26 protein-coding genes are annotated in these 26,400 nt (G+C 33.5%); 12 read left to right on the top strand and 14 right to left on the bottom strand.

Annotated elements, in window-relative coordinates; all coding sequences use genetic code 11:
• Positions 1-45: 45 nt before the first annotated feature.
• Together BUB95_RS11295 and BUB95_RS11290 are read left to right on the top strand one after the other, a co-directional pair.
• A complete protein-coding gene (locus tag BUB95_RS11295; RefSeq protein WP_073086513.1) occupies positions 46-819 on the top strand; it encodes an MBL fold metallo-hydrolase in 774 nt (257 codons plus the stop codon).
• Positions 820-932: 113 nt separating this feature from the next.
• On the top strand, positions 933-1,157 hold the full coding sequence (locus BUB95_RS11290) for a hypothetical protein (protein WP_073086511.1): 225 nt from the start codon (positions 933-935) through the stop codon (positions 1,155-1,157).
• 66 nt (positions 1,158-1,223) lie between these two features.
• On the opposite strand, the gene ettA is transcribed toward BUB95_RS11290, so the two are convergent.
• The 5 genes from ettA to BUB95_RS11265 all read right to left on the bottom strand — a co-directional run bounded on the left by ettA (position 1,224) and on the right by BUB95_RS11265 (position 4,944).
• Entirely contained in the window at positions 1,224-2,915 is a 1,692-nt protein-coding gene (gene ettA, locus BUB95_RS11285) for an energy-dependent translational throttle protein EttA (RefSeq protein WP_073086509.1), read from the bottom strand.
• The gene (locus BUB95_RS11280; protein ID WP_073086507.1) at positions 2,915-3,097 is read right to left on the bottom strand and encodes a CAL67264 family membrane protein; all 183 of its coding nucleotides are present in this window, start codon (positions 3,095-3,097) and stop codon (positions 2,915-2,917) included. Before BUB95_RS11280 ends, ettA begins: the two co-directional genes overlap by 1 nt.
• A gap of 107 nt (positions 3,098-3,204) precedes the next feature.
• Positions 3,205-3,930, bottom strand: a complete 726-nt coding sequence (locus BUB95_RS11275) for a pirin family protein (protein ID WP_073086505.1) — start codon at positions 3,928-3,930, stop codon at positions 3,205-3,207.
• A 33-nt stretch (positions 3,931-3,963) separates the two neighbouring features.
• On the bottom strand, positions 3,964-4,401 hold the full coding sequence (locus BUB95_RS11270; protein ID WP_073086503.1) for a MarR family winged helix-turn-helix transcriptional regulator: 438 nt from the start codon (positions 4,399-4,401) through the stop codon (positions 3,964-3,966).
• 12 nt (positions 4,402-4,413) lie between these two features.
• On the bottom strand, positions 4,414-4,944 hold the full coding sequence (locus BUB95_RS11265) for an NADPH-dependent FMN reductase (RefSeq protein WP_073086501.1): 531 nt from the start codon (positions 4,942-4,944) through the stop codon (positions 4,414-4,416).
• A gap of 154 nt (positions 4,945-5,098) precedes the next feature.
• Here BUB95_RS11265 and BUB95_RS11260 point away from each other — a divergent pair, with 154 nt between their 5' ends.
• Genes BUB95_RS11260 through BUB95_RS11245 form a run of 4 tightly spaced genes read left to right on the top strand, consistent with a single transcriptional unit; the run spans position 5,099 to position 9,714 of the window.
• Entirely contained in the window at positions 5,099-6,742 is a 1,644-nt protein-coding gene (locus BUB95_RS11260; RefSeq protein WP_073086499.1) for an acyl-CoA carboxylase subunit beta, read from the top strand.
• A 6-nt stretch (positions 6,743-6,748) separates the two neighbouring features.
• A complete protein-coding gene (locus BUB95_RS11255) occupies positions 6,749-7,573 on the top strand; it encodes a hypothetical protein (RefSeq protein WP_073086497.1) in 825 nt (274 codons plus the stop codon).
• A 29-nt stretch (positions 7,574-7,602) separates the two neighbouring features.
• Positions 7,603-8,436 carry a hypothetical protein gene (locus BUB95_RS11250; RefSeq protein WP_143185600.1) on the top strand — a complete coding sequence of 278 codons (834 nt, stop codon included), beginning with the start codon at positions 7,603-7,605 and terminating at the stop codon, positions 8,434-8,436.
• 3 nt (positions 8,437-8,439) lie between these two features.
• Positions 8,440-9,714, top strand: a complete 1,275-nt coding sequence (locus BUB95_RS11245; protein ID WP_073086493.1) for an MFS transporter — start codon at positions 8,440-8,442, stop codon at positions 9,712-9,714.
• On the opposite strand, the gene BUB95_RS11240 is transcribed toward BUB95_RS11245, so the two are convergent.
• From BUB95_RS11240 to BUB95_RS11205, 8 genes are all read right to left on the bottom strand, one after another.
• The gene (locus tag BUB95_RS11240) at positions 9,711-10,871 is read right to left on the bottom strand and encodes a DUF3095 family protein (RefSeq protein ID WP_073086491.1); all 1,161 of its coding nucleotides are present in this window, start codon (positions 10,869-10,871) and stop codon (positions 9,711-9,713) included. The genes BUB95_RS11245 and BUB95_RS11240 overlap by 4 nt on opposite strands.
• A gap of 19 nt (positions 10,872-10,890) precedes the next feature.
• Positions 10,891-12,228, bottom strand: coding sequence for a M24 family metallopeptidase (locus BUB95_RS11235; RefSeq protein ID WP_073086489.1), 1,338 nt, complete (start codon positions 12,226-12,228; stop codon positions 10,891-10,893).
• A 95-nt stretch (positions 12,229-12,323) separates the two neighbouring features.
• Positions 12,324-12,503, bottom strand: coding sequence for a hypothetical protein (locus BUB95_RS11230; RefSeq protein ID WP_073086487.1), 180 nt, complete (start codon positions 12,501-12,503; stop codon positions 12,324-12,326).
• A 95-nt stretch (positions 12,504-12,598) separates the two neighbouring features.
• Positions 12,599-12,961: a methylglyoxal synthase gene (locus tag BUB95_RS11225; protein ID WP_073086485.1), complete on the bottom strand. Its 363-nt coding sequence runs from the start codon at positions 12,959-12,961 to the stop codon at positions 12,599-12,601.
• 1 nt (position 12,962) lies between these two features.
• Positions 12,963-13,823, bottom strand: a complete 861-nt coding sequence (locus BUB95_RS11220) for a BadF/BadG/BcrA/BcrD ATPase family protein (RefSeq protein WP_073086483.1) — start codon at positions 13,821-13,823, stop codon at positions 12,963-12,965.
• 81 nt (positions 13,824-13,904) lie between these two features.
• Positions 13,905-14,906, bottom strand: a complete 1,002-nt coding sequence (gene gap, locus BUB95_RS11215; RefSeq protein ID WP_073086481.1) for a type I glyceraldehyde-3-phosphate dehydrogenase — start codon at positions 14,904-14,906, stop codon at positions 13,905-13,907.
• Between the two features lie 23 nt (positions 14,907-14,929).
• Entirely contained in the window at positions 14,930-15,916 is a 987-nt protein-coding gene (gene pfkA / locus BUB95_RS11210; RefSeq protein ID WP_073086479.1) for a 6-phosphofructokinase, read from the bottom strand.
• 146 nt (positions 15,917-16,062) lie between these two features.
• On the bottom strand, positions 16,063-20,442 hold the full coding sequence (locus BUB95_RS11205; RefSeq protein WP_234969263.1) for a translocation/assembly module TamB domain-containing protein: 4,380 nt from the start codon (positions 20,440-20,442) through the stop codon (positions 16,063-16,065).
• A 183-nt stretch (positions 20,443-20,625) separates the two neighbouring features.
• Between BUB95_RS11205 and tsaD the strand changes: the two genes are divergently transcribed.
• The 3 genes from tsaD to BUB95_RS11190 all read left to right on the top strand — a co-directional run bounded on the left by tsaD (position 20,626) and on the right by BUB95_RS11190 (position 23,098).
• On the top strand, positions 20,626-21,648 hold the full coding sequence (gene tsaD / locus BUB95_RS11200; protein ID WP_073086475.1) for a tRNA (adenosine(37)-N6)-threonylcarbamoyltransferase complex transferase subunit TsaD: 1,023 nt from the start codon (positions 20,626-20,628) through the stop codon (positions 21,646-21,648).
• A gap of 116 nt (positions 21,649-21,764) precedes the next feature.
• Entirely contained in the window at positions 21,765-22,394 is a 630-nt protein-coding gene (locus tag BUB95_RS11195; RefSeq protein WP_073086473.1) for a peptidylprolyl isomerase, read from the top strand.
• Entirely contained in the window at positions 22,394-23,098 is a 705-nt protein-coding gene (locus BUB95_RS11190) for a 16S rRNA (uracil(1498)-N(3))-methyltransferase (protein ID WP_073086471.1), read from the top strand. The genes BUB95_RS11195 and BUB95_RS11190 overlap by 1 nt, the downstream gene beginning before the upstream one ends.
• On the opposite strand, the gene BUB95_RS11185 is transcribed toward BUB95_RS11190, so the two are convergent.
• On the bottom strand, positions 23,099-23,830 hold the full coding sequence (locus BUB95_RS11185) for a DUF1223 domain-containing protein (protein ID WP_159432648.1): 732 nt from the start codon (positions 23,828-23,830) through the stop codon (positions 23,099-23,101). It abuts the gene before it with no gap.
• A 24-nt stretch (positions 23,831-23,854) separates the two neighbouring features.
• Here BUB95_RS11185 and BUB95_RS11180 point away from each other — a divergent pair, with 24 nt between their 5' ends.
• From BUB95_RS11180 to BUB95_RS11170, 3 genes are all read left to right on the top strand, one after another.
• The gene (locus BUB95_RS11180; RefSeq protein ID WP_073086467.1) at positions 23,855-24,517 is read left to right on the top strand and encodes a DUF4159 domain-containing protein; all 663 of its coding nucleotides are present in this window, start codon (positions 23,855-23,857) and stop codon (positions 24,515-24,517) included.
• Between the two features lie 236 nt (positions 24,518-24,753).
• Positions 24,754-25,254 (top strand): TrmH family RNA methyltransferase, encoded by a 501-nt coding sequence (locus BUB95_RS11175; protein ID WP_073086465.1) that lies wholly within the window; start codon positions 24,754-24,756, stop codon positions 25,252-25,254.
• A gap of 53 nt (positions 25,255-25,307) precedes the next feature.
• On the top strand, positions 25,308-26,396 hold the full coding sequence (locus BUB95_RS11170; protein WP_073086463.1) for an AI-2E family transporter: 1,089 nt from the start codon (positions 25,308-25,310) through the stop codon (positions 26,394-26,396).
• Positions 26,397-26,400 lie beyond the last annotated feature (4 nt).

The raw sequence follows: 26,400 nt of genomic DNA, 5'->3' as shown, positions 1-26,400 counted from the left end.
TTTTCAGCAAACTGACTTGTAATATCTTTGATAAAAATAATAATCATGAAGTTAACTAAATATATCTGGATTTTTGCGCTAGGCGTTTTGCTTTGTAACTGTAATTCCGACAAGAAGAAAAGTATCTCTTTGGACGAATCGGATACCTCAAGTAATTCGAAAACAATTGAAGTAAAACCTATTAATCACGGTACTTTAGTATTAAAAAGTGAAGATTATACCTTTTACATAGACCCTGTTGGAGGCGCCGATAAATTTAACGGCATGGGCAGACCTGATTTTGTGCTCATCACAGATATTCACGGAGACCATCTAAATATTGACACGCTTAAGGATTTAAATTTGAGTGAAACAACCCTAGTTGCTCCAAAAGCAGTAATCGATAAACTCCCAAATAGTATAGCTAATAATGTAGTTGTTCTTAATAACGACGACAATTTTGAGATAGATAACCTTAAAATCGAAGCAATACCGATGTATAATCTAAGAGAAGAGGCTTTAAAATTTCATCCTAAAGGTAGAGGAAATGGTTATGTTATTAATATTGATTTCAAGCGAATCTATATTTCTGGCGACACAGAAGATATCCCTGAAATGAGAAATTTAAAAGATATAGATATGGCATTTGTCTGTATGAATTTACCTTACACTATGACAGAAAAAAGCGCTGCTAGTGCCGTGCTAGATTTTAAACCTAAAAAGGTTTATCCTTATCACTATCGTGGCAAAGATGGTTTGAGTGATGTTGAAGCCTTTAAAAATGAGGTAAGTGCAAAAAATTCAGATATAAAAGTAATGTTATTAAACTGGTATAATTAACACTTAATCGTATATCTGTTTATAAGTTTTTTGTAAAATATTTATTATTAAATAGTTACAAATTACACTTTTTTACTATATTCGCATCGTATCCGAATCGTAATTAATCTAAAATGAGTGGAATTTTCCTACTTTCGTCTTCCGCTGTAAGTACACATCAACTTACTCTCATACTCCTAACTGTATGCTTTGTTTTCATAGTTTTAATTGCTATTGCAATAATTAAGATGTATAAACTTAAAGCTCAGAATAAGAAGTTAATGGAAACAAATGCGTTTAGAGATGTGGACGATTCATATAAAGACTTTACCAGCGGCCATCTCTATGATGACCTTTGAAACAAATAGTATAAAACAAAAAACCAGCCTTATAGGCTGGTTTTTTTATGTAAATGTCTTACAATTTTATCTTACTAACTTTTTATACTTAATTCGTTTTGGAATTAAGTCACCACCAAGACGTTTCTTTTTATTTTCTTCATATTCAGAAAAACCACCTTCAAAGAAATAAACTTGTGAGTCACCCTCAAAAGCTAAGATGTGTGTACATATTCTATCTAAGAACCATCTGTCGTGACTAATCACAACTGCACAACCAGCAAAATTTTCCAAACCTTCTTCTAAGGCTCTCAAAGTATTTACATCTAAATCATTTGTTGGCTCATCTAAAAGTAGCACGTTACCTTCTTCTTTTAGTGTCATTGCTAAGTGCAAACGATTACGTTCTCCACCAGATAGCAAACTCACTTTTTTGTTTTGTTCACTGCCCGAGAAATTGAATCGGCTTAAATACGCTCGAGAATTGACTTGTTTTCCACCCATCATTACTAATTCCTGCTCATCACTAAAGTTTTGCCAAATCGTTTTTTCTGGGTCTATATTAGAATGTGATTGATCTACATAAGCAATTTTAGCTGTTTCTCCAACGATAAATTCGCCTTTATCTGGCGTTTCTTCACCCATAATCATTCTAAAAATTGTGGTCTTTCCAGCACCATTAGGTCCAATAACACCAACAATTCCTGCTTGAGGTAAATTGAAGTTTAAGTCTTCATAAAGCAATTTGTCATCATAACCTTTACTTACACCTTTAGCTTCAATAACATTTGTTCCTAAACGCGGACCGTTAGGGATATATATTTCCAGCTTTTCATCAAGTTGCTTTTGGTCTTGACTCATAAGCTTATCATAATTTTTTAAACGTGCCTTTTGCTTAGTCTGGCGACCTTTTGCGCCTTGTCTTACCCATTCTAACTCTCGTTCTAATGTTTTCTGACGCTTAGAGGCTGTTTTACTTTCTTGAGCTAAACGTTTAGACTTTTGGTCTAACCAAGATGAATAATTGCCTTTCCACGGAATACCTTCACCTCTATCGAGTTCTAAAATCCAACCAGCTACATTATCCAAGAAATATCTATCGTGCGTTACAGCGATAACAGTGCCTTTGTATTGTGCCAAATGATGCTCCAACCAATGTACAGACTCTGCATCTAAGTGGTTGGTAGGCTCATCTAAAAGAAGAACATCTGGTTCTTGTAACAATAAACGACACAAAGCCACACGTCGTCTTTCTCCTCCAGAAAGTACTCCTATTTTCTTATCACCATCTGGCGTACGAAGTGCGTCCATTGCTATTTCTAACTTTGTGTCAAGTTCCCAAGCATTTGATGCATCTATCTGATCTTGTAATTCGGCTTGACGGTTCATAAGCTTTTCCATTTTATCTGGATCGCTATACACCTCTTCTAAACCAAATTGGTCATTAATTTTATTGTACTCATCAAGAATGGCTACAGTTTCTGCAGCACCTTCTTTTACAACTTCAAGAACAGTTTTTTCTTCATCTAACTGAGGCTCTTGCTCTAAATAACCAACTGAGTAGTCTTGAGAAAAGACAACATCACCTTGATAATTTTTATCTACGCCCGCTATAATCTTCAGTAATGTAGATTTACCAGAACCATTAAGACCAAGAATACCAATTTTAGCACCGTAGAAAAAACTTAAATAGATATTCTTTAAAACAGGCGTGTTTGCAGATTGAAATGTCTTTGTAACACCAGACATTGAAAAAATTATTTTTTTATCGTCACTCATTATACACGTCCTTTTAATGCATTAAACACCCAAGCGATGCAGAAAAAGCCACCACCGACAGCAGCAAATCCCCATCCTGCAACATCATCATATCTAAAAGCTCCAAGTGCTATTAAACATAAACCTACTATTATCATTATTGTGGTAGCCCAAGCTAACACTGTATTTTTATTCATTGCCATAATTGTAATCTTAATTTTTGTCAGTTAGATGAAACACAAATATCGTGAATTAAACAAAAATAAGCATCCAAAAAATGGATGCTTATTTTTATAAATAGCTATTGGGCTTATAACTCAATCATGGGAACTTCAATAAATAAAAGCTCACTATCAGTTTTAGATGTGATTTCAAAACCATCTGTTTTAGATATGCCTACTGCATCTCTAGAATCAATTTCTTTTTCCTCAACACTAATACGACCCGAGATACTCATAACATATACGCCATGGTTTTCACTTTTAAGTCTATAATTAAAAGACTGTTTAGCCTTTAAATCAATTCGTGAAAGTCTAGCCTCTTGATGAATTTTTAAACTTTCTTCGTCTTTATCATCAAAGGATGAAACTAGCGTCTGTAATTTTCCTTTTCGTCCTTCAACGCTAAAACGCTTTTGGTCATATCGTGGTTGTACGTTTTGTTTTGATGGAATAATCCATATTTGAAACAAACTTAAATATTCATCAACAGAACCATTAATTTCTGAATGTTGCACACCAGTCCCAGCAGACATAACTTGCACTTCGCCCGGAGTTACTGGAATCCACTCATCACCCATATTGTCACGGTGCTTTAAAACACCGCTTAGAGGAATTGTTATAATCTCCATATTATCATGTGGGTGTGTCCCAAATCCCATTTTTGGTGCAATGATGTCGTCATTTAATACTCTTAATGCACCAAAATGAACTTTTTCTGGGTTATACCAACTTGCAAAACTAAATGAGTGGTTGGCTTGTAACCATCCGTGGTTAGCGAATCCTCTGCTATTTGCTCTATGTATTATTGTAGTCATTATTCTTTGATTTTTAATTTTTCTAAAAAAAACTTAACGCATTTTATCAAGCAAATTGCTCAGCTGTTCTGCTTCTTCCTCAGAAAGATTTTTTAATAAATCTCTATTTAAATTCTTAGGAATCTCATTTAAGAGCTTTAGACCTTCTTGAGTAATTACAATTTTTACAACACGTCTATCTTCTTCAGATGGTAAACGTTCTATATATCCTTTTGCACAAAGCTTATCCATAAGTCTTGTTGCATTTGGAGCACGTTCTAACATTCTATCTTTTATAGTCTGAACATTTAAAGCCGTATTTGCCCCTCTCAATATTCTTAGAATATTATATTGCTGTGGAGAAATCCCGAAAGGTTTAAAAAACTCGTTCTGGCAGCTAGTTATCCAGTTTGCAGTATAAATAATGTTCAATAGCGCTTTGATTCTATTGCTTTCAAATTTTGAATTAATGTCTTTGGCTAAATCTCCCATTACTTGAGTAGGTTACAGACTATTTTCAAATTGTTTTACTTCTTCCATTAAATCTGAAAGTAAATCGCTATTGATTATTTTACCGTCTTGGAAATTATCATTAAAGTTTGGTAAAGAAAACTTACCTATAATATTTCCGCCCATATACTGGAAACGGTCTGCAGCAATGTTCAAGCCGGTCTGTCCACCTCTTGCTCCTGGAGAGGTCGCCATTAATAACATTGGTTTTTCACTCCATAATTTGCCATCAATTCGTGACATCCAATCAAATAAGTTCTTAAAAACCGTCGCGTATGTACCATTGTGTTCTGCCAAGGATAATACGATGCCATCAGACGACTTGATAATTTTTAAAAATTTATGTGCGTTATCTGGAATACCGTTAGCTTTTTCTTTATCCATACTATATAAAGGCAATTCAAAATCATTTAAATCTAAAACGTTTACTTGTACTCCACCAACTAATGACGCTGCGTATGTAGCTAGTTTTTTATTTATTGAAGTGCTGCTATCGCTTCCTGCAAATGCTATAATAGTTTTCATATGTGTTTGTTTTTGTTGTACAAACTTATGAATAAAATATTTATATTCCAAGGAATATATTTCCATGTAATTAATATTTAACGTTTCATTTAGAATTTAAGCTAAATACAAAAGCATATAGTTTTGTAAATTCGTGCAAAAGAAAAAAGCATCGATGGATATAAAATTCAATAAAAACGAAGACCATAACAAACTTTTAGTTTCCGACTTAAAAAAACGTTTAGCCAAAGTAAAACTTGGTGGTGGCGAACGAAGTATTGAAAAACATCACAGTAAAGGCAAATTAACAGCTAGAGAGCGTATTGACTATTTATTAGACCCAAAGTCTAAATCAATTGAAATAGGTGCGTTTGCAGGTGAAGATATGTATCCTGAATACGGTGGATGTCCTTCTGGCGGTGTTGTGGTAAAAATTGGTTATGTAAAAGGAAAGCAATGTATCGTCGTTGCTAATGATGCCACGGTGAAAGCAGGTGCATGGTTTCCGATTACTGGCAAAAAGAATCTTAGAGCTCAAGAAATTGCTATTGAAAATAGATTACCAATCATTTATCTTGTTGATTCTGCTGGTGTGTTTTTACCAATGCAAGATGAAATCTTCCCAGATAAAGAGCACTTTGGGCGTATTTTTAGAAATAACGCCGTGATGAGTAGTATGGGGATTACGCAAATCGCTGCCGTTATGGGCAGTTGTGTTGCTGGTGGCGCCTACTTACCTATTATGAGTGACGAAGCGCTTATCGTAGATAAAACAGGCAGTATTTTCCTAGCAGGCAGCTATCTAGTAAAAGCAGCTATTGGAGAAACCATTGATAATGAAACGCTCGGTGGTGCAACAACCCATTGCGAAATTTCTGGAGTCACTGATTACAAGGCTAAAGACGACAAAGACGCACTAGACAAAATAAAAAACATCGTTGATAAAATTGGTGATTTTGATAAAGCAGGTTTTAATAGAATCGACTCCAAAAAACCTACCGAAAATGAGCAAGATATATACGGAATTCTGCCTGAGAGTCGCTCTGACCAATATGATATGAATGATATTATCCATCGCTTAGTGGATAATTCAGAATTTGAAGAATACAAAAAAGGTTACGGACAAACTATAATTACTGGCTATGCTCGCATTGATGGTTGGGCCGTCGGTATAGTTGCAAATCAGCGTCAAATTGTAAAAACAAAAGGTGCAAAAACTAAACCCTCGGAAATGCAATTTGGTGGTGTGATTTATAACGATTCGGCAGATAAGGCTACACGTTTTATTGCGAATTGTAATCAGAAAAAAATTCCGCTAGTATTCTTACAAGATGTTACGGGTTTTATGGTTGGCAGTAAATCCGAACATGGCGGCATTATTAAAGACGGCGCCAAAATGGTAAATGCGGTAAGTAATTCGGTTGTTCCAAAATTTACGATTGTTATTGGCAATAGTTACGGCGCAGGTAATTATGCCATGTGCGGAAAAGCGTATGACCCAAATCTCATCGTTGCTTGGCCAAGTGCTGAATTGGCAGTAATGAGTGGAAAATCAGCAGCAAAAGTATTACTTCAAATTGAAAAAGCTTCTCTAAAAAAGAAAGGCGAAGAAATTACCAAAGAAAAAGAAGAAGAGCTATTCAATAAAATTAAAGATAGATACGATAACCAAGTATCGCCATATTATGCGGCAGCTCGTTTGTGGACAGATGGCGTTATTGACCCATTAGATACTAGAACTTGGATTAGCATGGGAATTGAAGCGGCTAACCACGCTCCTATCGAAAAACCTTTTAACTTAGGGGTTTTACAAGTTTAAAATATTATGACCCGAATTTTTATATTCATAACGTATTTACTCTTTTCAGTAAGTTCTTTTAGTCAGACCAAAATTTCTTACTCTAAAGAAAAACTAAAAGGTTCTTATAAATGGTTAGATAGATATGTAGTAATTGATAACGATACCATGTACGGATACAATTCTTCTTTGAGCCAAAATGAAATTAAATATTTTTGTGATAATCTTAACGATAAGAAAATATTAAGATTATACAAAGATGTCGTTTACAATAATCTAGATTGTGGTAAATATGAACATGTTAACTCTAAACAATGGGCAAGTGAAATAATTGTTTACTTCGACAAGAGTATTCCCAAAAAAATCCAAAAAGATTTTAAAAAATTCTTTAGTACAATAAAAGTAGAAAATCTTAAAATCAACTTCACAAGAAATAAAGAAAAATCAAATTACCTAATAAAGACTACAGAAGATATTATACCCGACCTAGAAACTATAAAAGAAAAGGGAGAAGCTCATCCTTACAATTTAGTTACTTATAATTTTATGGGTGATAATAATTCAAAATTTTACAGTGGTATTCTAAGGATAAATACTAAATTAATCAAAGATAAATCATTGATTCTTTCTAAACTAAAACAAATGTTTTTTGTAGGCCTTGGGCAGTTTACATTTGACAAAGATGTTAAAGAAAATAGTCTTTTAAGTTATAAGTATAACAACTCTGAAGTGCTCTCGAATGAGGACGCAGCCTTGCTAAATTTACATTATCTCAAGATACAGGATACTCCTCTAAATTGTCATTTTTTCAGTACTTTCATCAAAGATTTACAATCAAAATGCAAACTCTAAAAAACAGTTTATTTTATATACTCCTTTTTTTGATATATCCAATAATCTCCTCCGGACAGTCAAAAGTTAAACATATTCAGCAAATTTTTGTTCCGCATTCCTATTACAAAGAGTACTACACCAAGACTGACTCTCTAGGATATAAAATAAAAGATAAGGATACGCTTATACATGTCAGTAGTTTTATAAAACCAAAAGGCGTTGGAGTGCCTTACGAATTTAAAGATGATACTTTTCTTGAAGTTTATAAACCCATAGCGTTTCAGTCAACTGAGAAAAAAAATTCAGATAGCGAACCTATGAAATACTGGAAAGAGGAGATTAAAATATATTTTACCCCAAATATTTCAAAAAGAGTAAAAAAAGAATTCTTACGTTTTACAAAAACTATTGACAAAAATGTTGACTCTTTAAAAGTGAGAAATGTAAAAAATATAGAAAATGCAAATTATATAATTTACACCAATAATGATTTTGAATATGAAGAAAATTTAAAGTCAATGAGCTCAGGTGGGTATTACATAAATTGGAATAGAAAAAATCAAATCATCAAGGGTCATATAAAACTAAACACCAAAAATTTATTCTCAGATTTAGTACAGATTCAAAAAGCTAAAGAACTTTTTATTCTAAGTCTAGGTTGGTTTAAACCTAGTAATACGCTTGACTGTACGAGTTATTTTTCAAATTGTTTTTCAGATAAAAAAGTTATGAGTTCTTTAGATTGGGAAATCTTGAAATACCATTATTCATACGGAATATGCAAAGGCACGAAAATTAGCCAATTTGAAGAACAACACAAACGTGGCAAAAAATCTATGAAAAATCCTCACAACAAATTTGTAATATATCATCATTATTAGTCAATGGAAAGTGAGCAAACTCAAAAAAAACAGCCTCTGTACGTTATTCTTTTATTGATATTAGCTGCAGAGGCCGTTTTTATTTTACCATTTGTTCTACCTAGAATTTTTAGAACCACTTTTCTAGAGTCTTTTAATATTGCTCAGCTAGAATTAGGAAGTTGTTTCTCTGTATATGGCATAGTAGCTTTGTTTTCTTATCTATTTGGAGGGCCACTAGCAGACAAATTTAAACCCAATGTTTTAATGTCTGTTGCATTACTATTAACCGCTCTCGGTGGATTTTATCTGGCAACGTATCCTAACCTTTATAACCTTCATATTCTATACGGTTTTTGGGGATTTACAACTATTTTCTTGTTTTGGGCAGCAATGATTAAAGCCACTAGAATCTGGGGAGGAACCAACAAACAAGGTATAGCCTTTGGATTCTTAGATGGTGGTCGTGGATTAGTGGCAGCACTTTTTGGTTCGGTTGGGGTGATAATTTTCTCCTTATTTATAACAAAAGATATTGAATTAACCACTATTGCCGAACGCAAAATAGCCTTTAAAGAAGTTATAACTTATACGTCTCTTGCTGTTGTAACAATTGGTATTATTGTTTTCTTCTTTCTAAAATTAAATTTTGAAAATTCTAATTCGTCTGAAAAAGTTGCAAAATTAATTACCATCAAGAATTTTAAAAGCGTGATGCACTACAAAGCGGTCTGGTTATTAATGATAATTATTTTGTGTGCGTATTACGGTTATAAAATGACCAATCTTTTTAGTCAATATGCCGAACAGGTGATGTATTATGATAAAATTGAAGCCGCAAAAGTTGGAACTTATTTGCTATATGTTCGTCCAATCATCGGAGTTGTTATTGGACTTTTAGCAGATAGAACAAGGGCAAGTTTATGGATTATTATAGGTTTCTTTTTAATGGCAACAACAAGTCTACTATTTGCATCAGGAATTATTACTAACTCAACAAATTTATTATTTGTCTTATCCATAGGTCTAATGGCTATTGGTGTATATTCAGCAAGGGTTTTATACTTCGCCACTTTAGAGGAAGCAAAGATTCCGCTAGCTGTTACAGGTACTGCAGTTGGTTTTATATCTGTGGTTGGTTACACGCCAGATATTTTTACAGGTTTAATAAATGGCTATTTTTTAGATAATTACAATGAAATTGTTGGACATCAATTGGTGTTTGGGGTAATGAGTGTATTTTCGCTAATTGGATGTATCGCCGCAATTAAACTTTACAATTTTTCCAAGAGAGCTTAACTTGCTTTTGAAGCTTTTATCTTTTCCTTTAAAATAGTTGCTGCGCTTGTATAACCACCTTCTGTACCATCTACAAAATGAATGTGGTTTTTATCCATGTTCTCTACATAACAAGACATTATGGAAGCATATGTTGTATGAATACCATATAAAATTTTATTACTGCATTCTAATTGTTCTAAATTGCCTCTAAGCAAATCCATTTGCTTTTGTGTTCCTGATAGTACAGTTGTTAAAGACCCGTCTATCATAATGGTATCAGACAATTGGCTAACACTAAATAAATATTTTTTCCCTTTCGGAAAAAACTTAAAGTAGTAAACACCTATTGAGGTCAACAACCAATTTTGTAACAAATAACCAAAGTTAAATTTGCCTAACTTTATATTCATTTCTGATTTAATCTTTTTTAAAGTAGGCTTTAATTTTAGGTTGATTGCGTTTATAGGTCTTCGCTTATCTAAATTTCCAAATATTTTATCAATCTTAGAGATAATGCCAGAGTATACCATTGCTTGTTCATTTTCGTTATTACAAAGCACTATTAAACAGAAAACTTTCAATTTTTCTTCAATTGGCCTAATCTCATCCCATCGACATTCCATACCTTTTAGATTGACAGGTTTTGGTGAAATATCATGATAATTAAGTTCATATTGACTTTTTACAACTGCTTCAGCTTCTTTTAATCCATTACCTAAAACAATTGGAATAGCTAATAATTTGTTTTGCTGAAGTTTTGTAATCTTAATTTGAAATCCAGATTCATAAATATCCTTAACAGATACTTTTCCTACTCTTAGATTAAGTTTAAACTGTTTTAATACATGGACTTTATAGTTGTCTACAACTTCAAAAACAACATCTATCAATTTTGGTGGAACTAAAAATGTGACGCCATCTCCACCATAAAAATATGGCACTACAGTTACATCATCAGTTTCCTTAACTTTATTTAATACAGAAACAATACATCCAGTTGCAGCTAAATTAACGTCACTGTGAAAGTTTTGAGCTACAGCTTGAGTAGAATTTTCAATATCTGTAACAACTATGAACCATGAGTTTGGAACTTCTTCAAAACTACTTTCACGTTTAAGCAGCGTCTGTAATGGTGTGAAATTTGGCTTAAGGTTTTGATAAAAATGATGGCTCATGAATTAAATATAGGCTTATTTAATTTCCCTGATGGTCTTTTACTCTAGGAATCGTCAATAATTTAGTTTGTCTACCATTCACATATCTAAAACCATTTTCTCCCCAAAAGCCTGCTTCTTCTAACATTATTCTAATATCGCGTTTCCATTCTCGGACAGTAACTGTTGTATTTAACTCAATGGCATAAACTGTATTTTCATGCAGCGGATAGTCACCATTTACTGGGACGCCGCCTTGAGAATCCCACATGCCCAAAGTTGTACCTGAAGAATGCCCATAGGTTCCTAATGGGTGCGTATAAATTGCTGGTCTTAAGCCTTCAGACTTTCCTTGCTTTAAAGACTCAGCAAGAATTTTGTTTCCTGTTTTTCCTGTTTCAAAATTATTCGTGAAAATATCCTGAACACGATTTCCTTCTTTTAAAGCCTCTTGTAAAAACTTTGGAGGTTCAGTTTCATTTGGCTTTAAAACATAAGCTAACTCTTGGCAATCCGTATTTAATCTTAAATAGGTAATGCCAAAATCGCAATGCAACAAGTCTCCTGGAAGAATTACCATATCCTCAGGGCGATTTGAAAACGCATACAAATGATTTCCTAGTTTTTCTGCTGTACGCTGAACATCTACAGTTGGGTGAAACCAAGTCTCCAAACCTAATGCTGTTACTTTATCTCTCATCCACCATTCTACATCGGTTGTAGTTGTAATGCCAGGCGTAATCACTTTTTCTGAGAATGCTTCTGAAATAATATCATGAGTAATATCTACTAATTGATTGTAAATAACCATTTCGGTTTCAGTTCTAGTTTCAATCCAACCAATTGCTAATTTTTCAGCAGATTTTACTCTTGGCTTATAACCATTTGGCAGATTATTCATAAAAGCCTCATAATCTGTTTTTACAATACCGTCACAAATATTAAAATGGTCTGAATAATTAAGTCCAATAGATTGAGGGTTTCGTTCTTCAATAATCTGCATTAATCGTTTCCATTGATTTGGCTCTTTCTCTTTATCCCAAGCTGAGATAATATTTTCTCCAAAATTATATCGAGCAACCGCTAATTTTTCAATCGTACTCTTAGTTTTATCTCTATAAAACACCAATATTGTTCTACGTCTTGCATTTAACCATGTTGCTGGTAACATGGTTTTAAGTACTGGGTCTTCATTATACTCGCGAGAAATAAGAATCCACATATCAAAACCTGTGTCATCCATCAATTTTGGTAATAAATTATCGAATCTATCTTTTAAGATATTATCTACTACTTCAGCTCGCTGGCGTTCTGGCAGAATTTGTTGCGCTTGTACACAAAGCGTAAAACAGAAAAGAAAAATGCAGACTAGTTTCATATTTATTTATTTGAAACTACTAATTTACTTAAATAGACTGCATAAAAAAAGAGCTCCTAACAGGAACTCTTTTTACAATATCTAAGTTTAAACTTTTAATGCGCTGCCGCACGTTTCGCTTTTCTCTCTTCTCTAATTTCTTTGAAACGCTCGATTGATGCTCCAAACACCCAATAAGGGATTACAAACGTTAAAAGGAATATCATTAACCAAAAACCGATAGTTAAGATGGTTAAAAATGCTAAGAAACCTAAGTACTGGTCAAATTCGAACATAATCGTTTTTCTTTTTTAAGATATGGCAAAGATAAAACCAAAATATAAGTTTTACAATAGCCAAATTGAGATTTATTAACACAAAATGAACATTTTTATAATGCCCTCACTAACAATTCTGCCGTTGCAGGATTTGTTGCTAAAGGAATGTTGTGTACATCGCATAAGCGCATGAGCATTAAAATATCTGGCTCATGAGGATGTTTATCTAGTGGGTCTCTGAAAAATAGTACCATTTTACATTGACCTTCTGCTACTCTTGCAGCAATTTGAGCATCACCTCCAAGTGGTCCTGAAAGAAGAGCTTCTACCTCAAGACCAGCATCTATGACACGTTTTCCTGTGGTACCAGTAGAAATAAGTGTTACTTTTTTCTGTTGTAATATCTCAATGTGTTTGTTTAAAAACTGAACCATTTCAGCTTTCTTCCCATCATGAGCAATTAGAGCTATTTCCATATTAGAGATTCTTTATATGATAATCTACTAATCCATCTATTGGGCGTCTTATAAAATTACCAACAGTATAGCCGTACTCTTTAGCAACTTCATGAATTTCCTCTTGAGCAAAAAAGGCAATAGACCCCGCAAAATGAACAGGAACTGTTTTTAATTCTTCTTTAAACTGAAGAATCATACTTTCAGTAAATACCCTAAGTCCTTGTTTGATTAGCTCATGTATGTATCCTGAATCCTTATTTAAAAACATAAATTCTGCAAAACTCGCTAGATATGCATTTGGATTTGCCTGCTTATATAGATTATATTTTATGTAATCTGCATCGAGATTATACTTGTGCTCAAACGCTAATCTTATAGTATCTGGCATTTTATTGAAATAATAATCTCTTAATAGCTGTTTTCCGTAATAATTACCACTAGCATCATCCATAATAGAATATCCCAAGCTTTTTACACGCTGGTGTAGTTTCTTTCCATCATAATAACTACAGTTAGAGCCTGTACCCATTATACAAACCACAGCTGCCTCTTCATTATGATTGAGAGAAGATCTAACTGCTGCCATTGTATCCTCTTGAACTTCTACATTTGCATTAACAAAAACATCTTGCAATACTTCTGTCAGTGTTTGTTTTGGTTTTTCGGTACCACAGCCTGCACCATAGAAAAATACATGAGTGACCTCTCTTTTTAATTCTTGAAGTTCATCGCTTTTCTTCAAAATTTTTCTAAGCTTTCGTTCTTCAAGAATAGCTGGATTTAATCCTTTAGTTCTTATCTTATTAGTGGCAAATTGCCCATCGCTGTTAATAGCAATCCAATCGCATTTTGTAGAGCCACCATCGGTAATTAAAATCATACGTCTTATTTTTAAAATAAAACTCCGTAGATTACAAGAGTGTAAACATTACGGAGTTTTATATCTACTCTATGTTAAAGCTTAAAGTGAATTTACTTTTTGAGCTAAATCAACTAACTTGTTAGAATATCCAAACTCGTTATCGTACCATGATACTAACTTAAAAAAAGTTGGGTTTAATTCAATTGCTGAGTCTGCATCAAAAACACTAGTCTTGACCTCGCTCACAAAATCTTGAGAAACTACAGCATCCTCAGTATATCCCATAACGCCTTGCATAGAACCTTCAGATACTTTTTTAACAGCAGCTTTAATTTCTTCTAAAGATGTAGCTTTTTTCGTTTTTACTGTTAAATCTACAACAGATACATCCGCCGTTGGGACTCTAAAAGCCATACCGGTAAGTTTTCCATCTAATGCTGGGATTACTTTACCTACAGCTTTTGCTGCTCCAGTAGATGTTGGTATAATATTGTTTAATGCAGAACGTCCTAATCTGTAGTTTTTACGAGAAGGTGCATCTACAGTAAACTGAGTTGAAGTCGCTGCGTGTATTGTTGTCATTAATGCTTCTTCGATACCAAAATTATCTTCGATAACTTTTGCTAATGGGGCTAAACAGTTAGTTGTACAAGATGCATTAGATACAATTGTATCACTTGCTTTTAATGTGTCGTCATTAACACCCATTACAAACATCGGTGCATCTTTACTTGGCGCAGAAATCACTACTTTTTTAGCACCACCATCAATATGATATTGTGCAGTTTCTAAAGTTGTGAAAATTCCTGTACATTCTGCAACAACATCTGCTCCTGCTTCATCCCACTTTAAGTTCTTTGGGTCACGCTCAGCAGTTACTCTTATTGTTTTTCCGTCAACTACTAAGTGACCATCTTTTACTTCTACGGTACCATCAAAACGACCGTGAACAGAGTCGTACTTTAATAAATATGCTAGATGATTAACGTCTAATAAATCGTTAATTGCAACCACATCTACATCACTTCTCTTTACCGTTGCTCTAAAAACGATTCTTCCAATTCTACCGAATCCGTTAATTCCTAATTTTAAATTTGCCATCTTTCTATCTTGTTTTTATTATTTTAAATTGTCATTATATCCGAAACTCTTATAAGTTCCATATTTATTTTTGATTTTCCTTTTACAGCTTGGTCAAATGGTGTTAAGTCCATCACGTCATTTTTAAGACCGACCATATAATTACTTTTTCCTGTGATTAAGCTTTCAACAGCTTTTACGCCCATGCGACTTGCCAAAACCCTATCAAAGCATGATGGAGACCCACCACGTTGCATGTGACCAACAACAGATACACGAACTTCATATTCCGACATATTCTCTTCAACATAATCTGCCAACTCAAATACGTTTTTACCGATCTTATCGCCTTCAGCTACTACGACTATACTAGACGATTTACCAGAACGCTTGCTTCGCCTTAGAGATTCTAAAAGTCTATCTAAACCTAAATCTTCTTCAGGTATTAAAATTTCTTCAGCACCCGCACCAACACCAACGTTAAGGGCAATATGACCAACATCGCGTCCCATGACTTCTATAAAGAATAAACGGTTGTGAGAACTCGCGGTATCTCTAATCTTATCTATAGCTTCTACAGCTGTATTTAAGGCAGTATCATACCCCAATGTATGTGTAGTTCCATAAATATCATTATCTATAGTCCCTGGAATACCCATTACCGGAAAATTATACTCTTGATTAAAAATCATAGCACCAGTAAAGCTTCCGTCCCCACCAATAACTACAAATGCATCAATACCAGCTTTTTTAAGCTGTTTGTAAGCTTCTGCTCTTCCTTCTTTGGTTCTAAACTTTTTAGAACGTGCAGATTTAAGAATTGTCCCTCCTTTGTTGATGATTCCTTTTACACTTCGAGCATCCATTTTTTCAAAATCACCTTCTATCATTCCCTCGTAGCCTCTATATATTCCGTAGCATTCAATATCATGAAAGGCACAAGTCCTCACTACTGAACGTACTGCAGCATTCATACCTGGAGAATCTCCTCCAGATGTAAAAACACCTATTTTTTTAATCGTTTTTAGCATTTATAATTTTTATTTACAGTAAAATTATGAAACCTAGGACACAATAATATGACTAAAATCATAAAAAAAAGGCACTAAAAATATCTCAAACGTTATAGTTAATAAATATTTAAGTGTTTTATTGAATATATGACAATTATGGACTGTTAATTGTTCTTTTTCTTGACAGTAATAAAATCTGGCGTGACTTCTTCTTCCTCAGATTTCGTATCTTCTTCCTTCTTCTCTTCTTTCTCCTTTTTGTTTTTTCCAGAGAATATTTTTTGAAGTAATTCTTTAAACGTATCGAATTCTACATTATAGGAAATTCCAACGCCTTGTGTGAAGCCAATTCGGTCTCCAACAAAATTTTGGATTGTATTTTCTCGGTTGAAAACAGTTGCTTTTAGTGTGCCATCATCATTTAATAACCAATCAATTTGTACATCTCCTGCGATGGTGGTTTGTGTTGTACTTCCAAAAGGTACACCAACCTTACCATTTATTAAAACCTTCTCTGATATTTTGGTTTGAAGCGTTACAGCGACACGACTCTCTGTTTCAAAATTTGGATTGTTTTGCGCTAAGTCTAAATCTAAACCTACTTTAAAGTTATCGTTGTCGTCTCCAAATATGCTGCCTATGATACCGCTAAGACGTTCTGAAATAGTACCAGAAACATTTAAGTCTGCCAAACCACTAGCAAAACTTCCCGTTGCTAATAAATATAATGCTTGATTATCGCGCTCTTCTTTAGACGATAATCGGTAATCTAATTCAGATTTTATTGTTGAGCCTACACTAGGAAATTCAAATCTAAAGTCTGGTTCTGGACGCTCTAATTGCCCAGTAAGATTAATTTCTAAGTTTACTGGTATGGCTCTATTGATTGGTGCGTCTAATAAAACTGAAGGGTTTGTTGTAGTTTGGTAAAGTGCTTTTAAATTAATCTCTGCACCAAGTGGTGAACCTGTCCATGTTATATTTCCTCCAGGCTCTACAGAGAATTTCTTTTCGGCAATACCTCTGTATTTAAAATTATATTCACCTTCAGACACCACAAAGTCTCCATACATTTCGAATTTACCATTGGTATTAATAAAGAACCCTAAATAACCATTTCCGCGTCCTTTTATAGTACTACCTGACTCCTTATCGATAACAATTTCAATTTCCGCATTGGGATTTACAACCAAATCAAATTCAAGGTTTAAACCTTTGATTTCTGTGTTTCTTGTAATCTCTCCCTTCGCACGCTTCTCTTTATCTTCTGGACTTAAAAATTTGATGTATGAGTTATCTCCAAAACTTTCAGCGTCATTAAGCGGTATATTAAACACTGTACCTGGTTCGGTCTGACCATCAACCTTGATAGTTAAATTGTCCGTATAACCAGAAATCTCCGCATCTCCTGAAATAAATCCCGTACCATAATACAATTCGTCTTCAGACTCTTCGGTATTAAGAACAAGTAAACGGTCTGCTGTTAAATCTAAACCAAGTCTCCAATCACTAAAGTTGTTATGCTCTATAAAACCGTTTAAAGCGCCTTTTGAGAAATATTTAGTATCTGTTAACGCTACATTATCAAATATAAATTGCTGCTTCCTGAGCTCTACCCGAGAATCGAAATCAAAACTTAAATCCACATTGAGATATGGAATACTTAAGCCGGCTTTGTCTAAAAGCAGTTCTCCAGAAATGTCAGGCTTTTTTAAACTCCCCGAAACTTTAGCTTCCCCAGAGACAAGTCCTCTAATATTGCTAATTACACCTTCTCCTAAAGGATTTAGCGGGTCTATTAAGAAGTCATCAAAAGCAATATCTACGTCTATAGTTGGGCGACTTTTATTTAAATCTATTGAACCTTCAGCATTTAAGGTCTTTACACTAGTATTCTGTAACTCAACATCAACATTATATTTGGTTAAAGAATTATCTCCGCTTACTACAGCTTTAAGATTACCTAAATTGTATTGATTAACGTTAAATTGCTCTATTTCTATATCAGATTTAGGCAAATAAATACCATTGTTTTGCAATAACGCTAATTTTCCATTAACTCTACCTGCTAACGCTAAACTGTCTATACGTGGCGTAATTTTTACTAACTCAACGTTATTAAAGTCTAAATTTAAATCTTTATAGGTTGAATCTCTTAGAACACCTGCTAATAAAATCTCTTCTTCACCTTGATTAACTCTAATATCCTCAATGATAAAATTTTTGAAACGCTTATCAAAAGTTATTTTATTGAGGTTATCCTTATCCGAATTTATCACCCAATCAAACCCTTTGAACTTAAAATCTGATTTTCTTATCCCAACAACTGAGGTATTGTCTTCATTAATGGTATAGAAAAAATTCATGTTGTAATCGTCAGATTGGTTTTCTCCTCCTTTAAATTCTGACTTTACAAACAGCGTATCTCTTTTTGTCACGTTAATGAGATTAAAATCTGAGATGTTATATATATCAGAATTTAGTTTCTTAATCTCTAAATACGTATTGTAAACTGGATTTGCATTATCTACTTCTAAGTTCACGTTTGAGGCCACATAGTCTTTAAAAGAGATTCTTGGAGATTGAAATTCTAACTCAAATCCTTTTTCATCTGTTTCTACACGACCTTTTACTCTTGTATTTTGTCCTATGTTTAAATTCTTGTCAAAAACTGCTGCAATCTGGTTGTAAATTTTAAAGTTGAAATTGAGATACTGACCTTCAGAAATTTCATGAGGCACATAATTGGTATATATACTTCCCAAAGCATTTTCAGAAAGTTTAATGATTTCTTCAATTTTAAACTTCCCAGTAACTTCGCCTTCAATAATATCTGGTGAGTTTACTTTTATGGTTCTAATAGCATTATTAAAACTAGAAACAATAGCAAAATCCTTGAAACTATAACGTTTATCCTGATTTTTATAAGTCGTATTCTTTACATCTATTTTACCTTTCAAGTTATCGTATGTAGAACCAGTTACAGCCATATCTACAAGACCTCTAAATTCAGATATACTATCTCTAGTGACAAAATTTAAAGCTCTTAAGTTTGCATAAGTGACGTTAGCCTTAAAATCGAATTTCCTAATTTCATTAGACATATCTGCCAAACCATTAAAGTCTAAAACAATATTTGGATCATTGGCATTAAGCTTTCCATTAAAGATATTTTTTCCCACGTCACCAGATACAGTAATACCAGAATATTTGTAGTTGTTATAATCTAAATATGTGACCTCGCCTTTGATATTAGTTTCAATAGCATCAAGCTTAAAACTAGAACCTTCGACATCTAAGTTAAGTGATGTGTTTTCTACCAATGGGTCATTAAGTAATACACCTATATTAAAATCTTCGAGGATAATATTACCTATATAATCGGCATTATCAATGTCATCAATATTTGTGAGTTTTAAATCAGATTTTACAAATCCTAGCTCTGTGGTAATATCTAAATCAGCATCAATTTCTTCGTTTGTAATAATTGAGGTTCCGGTAAGTCTAAAGTTACCTACCTTAGAAAAAAGCGAAGGAATAGAATTCCCAAGTACGTTTGGTAAAAGTGCCGTTAAATCATTATAGTTTGAGGATAAGTTGGTATATCTTCCATCAAGAACAAACTTATCTTTAGCGCCATTAAAAATATTTTTGAAATTAATATCACCTAAGATTTTTGTATTTCTTGTCGTACTTATGTTCAGATTGCTAGCTTGTAAGTTATTTAATGTACCAGATAAATCAACATCTAAACTTGCACGTTGATTGGTACCGAACTCATTGTAGAATGCATTTAACTCACTTAACTGTACATAAGAATTTTTAAAATTAGCCGTTATGTTTACCTTATCTGTAAACACCCTAAGGTCGTCACGCTTATAATCAAAACGAAGGTCTCCTACTAAATTTGAAGCCTTCGTTTTTATATTGAGTTGGTTAAAACTCATATGGTCTAAAGCGTACTCAAAGTTAGTCATAAGATTTTCCACTCTAACACCTCTATTATCTAAAAAGCTAAAGGTATTAATACGTGTTCTCACTTCTGGGCCATTGATTACAAAGTCTGTGGCATTTGCGTTTAGCTCCGAGAATTCAAGAATATTTTTGGTTTCTCTATTTTCATCAATCAATCTAAAAACACCATTGTAAATAGACACATCACTAGAAGACAATAAAAAACTGCTTGGTCCTTGGCGCGGGTTATCGTCCTCAAATCGTTCAACAAAAATATCGAGATTCGTATCTTCGTCGCCTTCATACGTTTTTAGGTTGAAGACTAAATCTTCAATATCGATATCTCCAAACGTCAACTTACCATTGTAAAGGTTGTTTACGCTAATAATTGATGTGTTTAGCTCTTGAATACTAAAAAGGGTATCCAGCTTATAATCTTTAATCAAGATTTCTTTTAATTCTACATCACCATTAAACTGAAGACCAACCTTACCAATATTAATATTCGTTTTATAATCTTCGTTTAATCGCTTGGTGGCGTATTTACCAAGTTTGGTTTGAACTGCTGGTATTGAGAGAATTAAAACCAAAATAATAAAAAGAAGCAGAATGATGCCTGCTATTTTTCCTATTATTTTTAGTACTCTTTTGATAGTATTTTGGTTTTAATTGATGTACGCAAAACCCTTATATTTGCACTTAATAGTACGATTTTAAATGGTATTTGGCCTACGTATTTCAAAATTAACAATTATTGTGCCTAATCATAATTAATGGCTAAAGAAAATATATACATTTTAGGGATTGAATCTTCTTGTGACGATACATCTGCTGCGGTACTTTGTAACGATAGTATTTTGAGTAATGTTGTTGCTAGTCAGAAAATACATGAAGAATACGGTGGTGTTGTACCAGAATTGGCATCTAGAGCGCATCAATCTAATATTGTTCCTGTTGTAGACCAAGCACTAGAAAAAGCCGGAATAAGCAAAAAACAGCTTCAAGCCATAGCCTTTACTCGTGGACCAGGATTAATGGGTTCGCTATTAGTTGGTACTTCTTTTGCAAAATCATTAGCCTACGGATTAGACATCCCACTGATTGATGTTAACCACATGCAAGGCCATATCTTGGCGCATTTTATTGAGGAAGATGGCTATACAAAACCACCATTTCCTTTTTTGGCAATGACAATCTCTGGCGGTCATACACAAATCGTAAAAGTGAATAACTACTTTGATATGGAAGTTATTGGTGAAACTATTGATGATGCTGTTGGTGAGGCATATGACAAAAGTGGAAAAATATTAGGTCTTGGTTATCCTGCTGGACCACAGATAGACCAATTGGCTCAAAAAGGAAATCCAAAAGCCTACAAGTTTACTAAGCCAAAAGTTGAGGGTTTAAATTTTAGCTTCTCAGGATTAAAAACAGCTATACTCTATTTTGTTCAACGCGAAACTAAAGCCAATCCTGATTTTGTAAAAGACAACTTAGCTGATATCTGTGCTTCGATACAATATACCATTATTGGGATTTTAATGGATAAACTAAAATTGGCGGTAAAAGAAACGGGTATTACCCATATTGCTATTGGAGGTGGTGTTTCTGCTAACTCAGGGATAAGAATCGCTCTAAAAAATGCCGAGCAAAAATTTGGTTGGATTACCTACATCCCAAAGTTTGAATACACTACAGATAACGCCGCAATGATTGCTATTGTAGGCTACTTAAAGTATTTAGAAAAAGATTTTTCAGATTTTGACGTTATGGCTACGGCGAGATTAAAGATTTAGTTAAAGCCTCAATCAAAATTCTATTTATATTTAACCTAATAATTGCATCAATAAGGCATTTTAGAAAAAGGCATGAAATTTGAATTCATAACACTGAATTAAACACTAAACTAAACATGAAATACTACTTTACGCTATTACTCTTAATTCCTTTTATAAGTTTTTCTCAAGCAAAACTTGAGGCTTCAATTGACAGTATTTCAACAAAGGAAGAAGCTAAAGCATTCTTGAAGTCTTACAAGAATGAAGCCAAAGGAAAACTTATAACCTTCAATAAAGAAAAGCATAAAACTAAATTGGCTAAAGAACTTTTCGAACTATCTAAAGGCGGAAAAAAGGTGATTAAATCTGAAAACGGAAAGACGATATACAAGCTAATTGATAAAAAAACATCTTCGCATTACAAAGCAAGTATCATGCTATTTGATAGTAAAAAGACAACTATTTCTGAAATAAATTCACTACGCTCATTTATATTAAAAGGCTTAAAAAACAAAGAGCATAAGTTCGAAAATTTAGCTCGTGTCTATTCTGCACATCCAACAGCAAAAACAGGTGGCGACTTAGGTTGGGTAAAAAAAGGAACATTCTCTAAGCGCTTCGAAAAAGCGATTGCTGACAAACGTGTAGGACAAGTTTTTAGTTTTGATGAACACCGTGAGAAAAAGCATTACGTCATAATGAAAACTGAGGACAATCAAAACATCGAAGAAATTACTGTTCTCAAAATTAGCGAGCTTAACTAATGCAACTGTTTTACAACCCCAATGTTTCCGACAGTAACGATGTTATCAATTTTGATAAAGATGAAAGTCGCCATATTGTCAAAGTGTTACGCAAATCTGTTGGAGACCAATTACACATTACCAACGGAAAAGGTTGGCTATTTACATCAGAATTAATCACAGCAGAACAAAAGCATTGTACTGCAAAAATTATTGAGAAAGAAGAGTATGCAAAACGTGATTACAAGTTGCACATTGCAGTAGCTCCAACTAAAATGAATGACCGTTTTGAATGGTTTCTAGAAAAAGCTACAGAGATTGGCATACATACGATAACACCTCTCCTTTGCGACCATAGCGAGCGCAAAGTCATAAAAACAGAACGTTTTGAAAAGATTATCCAGTCGGCAATGAAGCAATCGCTTCAATATCATCTACCAGAATTAAAGCCACTAACCTCATTTAAAGAATTTATTTCTCAAGATTTTTCTGGACAACGATTTATTGCGCATTGCGAAGAAACTGACCGTAAATCTTTGAAGTCAGAAATTGAACCTAATTCTGATGTTACCATCTTAATTGGCCCAGAAGGCGATTTTAGCACTAAAGAAATAGAAGCTGCAATCGCAACTGGTTTTGTTCCTGTGACTCTAGGGGAAACGAGATTAAGAACAGAAACCGCAGCAATTGCAGCCTGTCATTCTGTAGTTTTTACAAATGAATAATTACAAGCTTTTCTGAGCTGCTGTAGTAATATCCATTGTATCATTTTCTAAAATTAATACCAAAGACAAATTATCATTTGCTTCGACAATCTTTGGTATTAGTATTACTCCCGAACCTGAGGATTTATCAAGCTTGAATTTTTGTTCGGCTACTACTATATTATTATTTACAAGCACTTTATTACGATTTTCACCTCGCTTTACTGAGGTTTTTCGCTCATCAATCACCAATACAATTCGTAGATTATCATTGGGTTTTAAGTCTTCAATTACATAATCGAAATCTACTTTTGTATCATTTGTTGAAGCTTTTAAAATAGAAATATGACTTTCTGATTTTTTAGTTGAATATTGCTTGATTTTTTGTTGAAGTTTTCGCTTATCTGAACCTACAAAATGCTCTCTACCGTTTACCACCAATTGTGGCGTGTAAATAGTACTGCTATAAAACTTGTTTCCGTATCGTCGTTGCTTTCTTGTGAATTCCTCATTACTAAAAGGGTCTTTCCAGCCAATATAATTCCAATAATCTACATGATAAGATAGTGTAATCACCTTGTCTGATTTTACGTCTTTCAGCAATCTATCTGCAGGTGGACAGCTTGAGCAACCTTGAGATGTAAACAATTCTAAAACCACTGGATTTGTCCCAAAATTTGTGCTGTCTGGAGTTTGAAATGTCGTTACTAATAAAAACGGAATTATAAATAATGTTAAGACTGTAGATTTCATAAACATTCTTTTTAAATTTGGAATATGAGATTTAGTACGTCCAAAAAAACTTTACTTACACTAAGCGCTTGCTTTATAATAGGTTTAACGCTTAATGCGCAAGATGTAGCAGTATTAAAATACAATGGTGGTGGTGACTGGTATGGTAATCCAACTGCATTACCAAACTTGGTGAAATTCTGTAACGATAATATAAATACCAATATTAACGAATCTATTGAAACGGTAGAAGTGAGTAGTACTGATATTTTTCAATATCCTTTTTTACACATGACAGGTCATGGCAATGTCTTTTTTAGTGATGAGGATGCTGAAAACCTAAGAAATTATCTATTCTCAGGTGGATTTCTTCATATTGATGATAATTATGGAATGGAGCCTTACATTACTAAAGAATTAAAAAAAGTATTCCCGAATAAGGAATTAGTAGAAATTCCTAAGACGCATCCTATATTTAATGCAGCCTATGAATTTCCTAATGGATTACCTAAAATTCATGAACATGATGGTAAGGCGCCGCAAGCACTTGGAATTTTTGATGAAGGACGTCTTCTGCTTCTCTTTACTTTTGAAAGCGATATCGGTGATGGTTGGGAAGACCCAGAAGTACATAACGACCCTGAAGATGTGCGATTAAAAGCTTTAAAAATGGGTGCGAATATTATGAAATATGTTTTTGTAAATTAAATGTAATGAAGAAATTTTCATTGAGATATAAAATAGTTGCTATTATATTGATTTTGTCTTTTACATTTCAAACTATGAGTTCTATAAATTGGCACACTTACAACTCAAAAGGTGTAGTAATACATAGACATGACTGCACGAATCCAATGCATCTTTCTCATTATTGCGAAAAAACCGAGAGAATAAGTTTCTAGGTATATCTTCATTGTCTTAATCTATATTTTATATCTCAACAATTGCAACTCACCCACTACAATTCTGAATTCAAAAAGCAAACTTTTTCCATAACTATTGTTTGTGATAATGTGAATAATGCACCAAATATTGGTAGCTTATTCCGTATTGCTGATGCTTTTGGTGTTGAGGAATTAATTTTCTGCGGTGAAGATATTCCGCTAGGAAAACGAATGAAACGCACATCGCGTTCTACTGAGAAATATGTAAAACATGCTATTGAAAATGATATTCAAAAAGTTTTAGAATATCTAAAATCTAAAAACTATCATCTCATCGCTTTAGAGATTACAAAGGATAGCATGCCAATCAATGATTGCAAAATGCCAAAAGACAAACCCATAGCACTCATTATTGGAAACGAAAATCATGGTGTATCAGAAACAGTTTTAAATCATATAGATAAGGCGCTACACATAAACATGTATGGCGAAAATAGTAGCATGAATGTCGTTCAAGCTACAGCCGTTGCTCTTTATGAATTGACCAATCAACTAAAATAACATCTTATTTGCGCTACTAAAATTATTTCAGCATCTTTGAGTAAACAAAGCCTATGAATTCAAAAATTATAGCCAACGGTATATTAAGAGCAGTAGGCATATTTTTAGCTGTTGCGCTAATTTTATTCTTTTTATATCAAATTCAGTCGGTCATCGTTTACATACTAGTAGCCGCTGTCATATCACTTATAGGGCGACCAATTGTTCTCTTTTTAAGGCGTAGACTAAAATTCAATAACACATTAGCTGTAGTTGTTACTATGGTTTTATTTATTAGTGTTTTTGTAGGTTTGGTAGGCTTGTTTATTCCTTTAGTTGCGGAGCAAGGACAAAATTTAGCCTTACTGAACATTGACCAATTACAGAGCAATGTTCAAGACTTATATAATCAAATCGTTACTTATTTTGAATTCAAAAATATTGATGTTGAAGAATCCATCAAAGATTCTGGAGTATTGTCTAAAATAGATTTCTCGCTAATTCCAGATTATCTCAATAAGATTGTAAGCGGTTTAGGTAGCTTTAGTATTGGCTTATTTTCTGTATTATTTATTGTCTTTTTCTTTTTAAAGGACAGTCAGTTATTTGAAAACGGAATCATGACTTTTGTTCCTCAAGGCAACGAACAGAAAACAAGACGCTCAATAAATACCATTAAAGATTTATTATCTCGCTATTTTGGAGGATTACTGCTTCAAATCTTAATCTTGTTTATCATCTATACCGTTGTGCTTCTCGTTTTCGGAATCGATAATGCTGTGGTTATTGCTTTTTTATGTGCTTTACTCAACTTAGTACCCTATGTGGGTCCACTAGTTAGTGGTTTTTTAATGTTACTGTTAAGTATGTCAAGTAATCTTGGTGAAAGTTTTAGTGCCGTGATTCTGCCAAAAACCACTTATGTTATGATTGGTTTTATCATTGCCCAATTGGTAGATAATTTTTTTAGTCAACCCTATATATTTTCAAAAAGCGTAAAATCGCATCCTTTAGAAATTTTCTTAATTATTATTATTTCAGGAATTTTATTTGGCATTGTAGGCATGATTATCGCTGTACCAACTTACACCGCTATTAAAGTCATTTTAAAGGAATTTTTATCAGAATACAAGTTTGTAAAAAAACTCACTAAAGGCTTATAATCGC

Origin of the sequence: Winogradskyella jejuensis, from assembly GCF_900129745.1 — a bacterium.
GTDB lineage: Bacteria > Bacteroidota > Bacteroidia > Flavobacteriales > Flavobacteriaceae > Winogradskyella > Winogradskyella jejuensis.
The sequence above is the reverse complement of the archived record's forward strand: the minus strand, read 5'-3'. Positions and strand labels throughout refer to the sequence as shown.

Excerpts from the sequence above, each read along its gene's own strand:
- BUB95_RS11295 (WP_073086513.1), top strand. The coding sequence starts at position 46 with ATGAAGTTAACTAAATATATCTGGATTTTTGCGCTAGGCGTTTTGCTT.
- BUB95_RS11290 (WP_073086511.1), top strand. The coding sequence starts at position 933 with ATGAGTGGAATTTTCCTACTTTCGTCTTCCGCTGTAAGTACACATCAA.
- ettA (WP_073086509.1), bottom strand. The coding sequence starts at position 2,915 with ATGAGTGACGATAAAAAAATAATTTTTTCAATGTCTGGTGTTACAAAG.
- BUB95_RS11280 (WP_073086507.1), bottom strand. The coding sequence starts at position 3,097 with ATGGCAATGAATAAAAATACAGTGTTAGCTTGGGCTACCACAATAATG.
- BUB95_RS11275 (WP_073086505.1), bottom strand. The coding sequence starts at position 3,930 with ATGACTACAATAATACATAGAGCAAATAGCAGAGGATTCGCTAACCAC.
- BUB95_RS11270 (WP_073086503.1), bottom strand. The coding sequence starts at position 4,401 with ATGGGAGATTTAGCCAAAGACATTAATTCAAAATTTGAAAGCAATAGA.
- BUB95_RS11265 (WP_073086501.1), bottom strand. The coding sequence starts at position 4,944 with ATGAAAACTATTATAGCATTTGCAGGAAGCGATAGCAGCACTTCAATA.
- BUB95_RS11260 (WP_073086499.1), top strand. The coding sequence starts at position 5,099 with ATGGATATAAAATTCAATAAAAACGAAGACCATAACAAACTTTTAGTT.
- BUB95_RS11255 (WP_073086497.1), top strand. The coding sequence starts at position 6,749 with ATGACCCGAATTTTTATATTCATAACGTATTTACTCTTTTCAGTAAGT.
- BUB95_RS11245 (WP_073086493.1), top strand. The coding sequence starts at position 8,440 with ATGGAAAGTGAGCAAACTCAAAAAAAACAGCCTCTGTACGTTATTCTT.
- BUB95_RS11240 (WP_073086491.1), bottom strand. The coding sequence starts at position 10,871 with ATGAGCCATCATTTTTATCAAAACCTTAAGCCAAATTTCACACCATTA.
- BUB95_RS11235 (WP_073086489.1), bottom strand. The coding sequence starts at position 12,228 with ATGAAACTAGTCTGCATTTTTCTTTTCTGTTTTACGCTTTGTGTACAA.
- BUB95_RS11230 (WP_073086487.1), bottom strand. The coding sequence starts at position 12,503 with ATGTTCGAATTTGACCAGTACTTAGGTTTCTTAGCATTTTTAACCATC.
- BUB95_RS11225 (WP_073086485.1), bottom strand. The coding sequence starts at position 12,961 with ATGGAAATAGCTCTAATTGCTCATGATGGGAAGAAAGCTGAAATGGTT.
- BUB95_RS11220 (WP_073086483.1), bottom strand. The coding sequence starts at position 13,823 with ATGATTTTAATTACCGATGGTGGCTCTACAAAATGCGATTGGATTGCT.
- gap (WP_073086481.1), bottom strand. The coding sequence starts at position 14,906 with ATGGCAAATTTAAAATTAGGAATTAACGGATTCGGTAGAATTGGAAGA.
- pfkA (WP_073086479.1), bottom strand. The coding sequence starts at position 15,916 with ATGCTAAAAACGATTAAAAAAATAGGTGTTTTTACATCTGGAGGAGAT.
- tsaD (WP_073086475.1), top strand. The coding sequence starts at position 20,626 with ATGGCTAAAGAAAATATATACATTTTAGGGATTGAATCTTCTTGTGAC.
- BUB95_RS11195 (WP_073086473.1), top strand. The coding sequence starts at position 21,765 with ATGAAATACTACTTTACGCTATTACTCTTAATTCCTTTTATAAGTTTT.
- BUB95_RS11190 (WP_073086471.1), top strand. The coding sequence starts at position 22,394 with ATGCAACTGTTTTACAACCCCAATGTTTCCGACAGTAACGATGTTATC.
- BUB95_RS11185 (WP_159432648.1), bottom strand. The coding sequence starts at position 23,830 with ATGAAATCTACAGTCTTAACATTATTTATAATTCCGTTTTTATTAGTA.
- BUB95_RS11180 (WP_073086467.1), top strand. The coding sequence starts at position 23,855 with ATGAGATTTAGTACGTCCAAAAAAACTTTACTTACACTAAGCGCTTGC.
- BUB95_RS11170 (WP_073086463.1), top strand. The coding sequence starts at position 25,308 with ATGAATTCAAAAATTATAGCCAACGGTATATTAAGAGCAGTAGGCATA.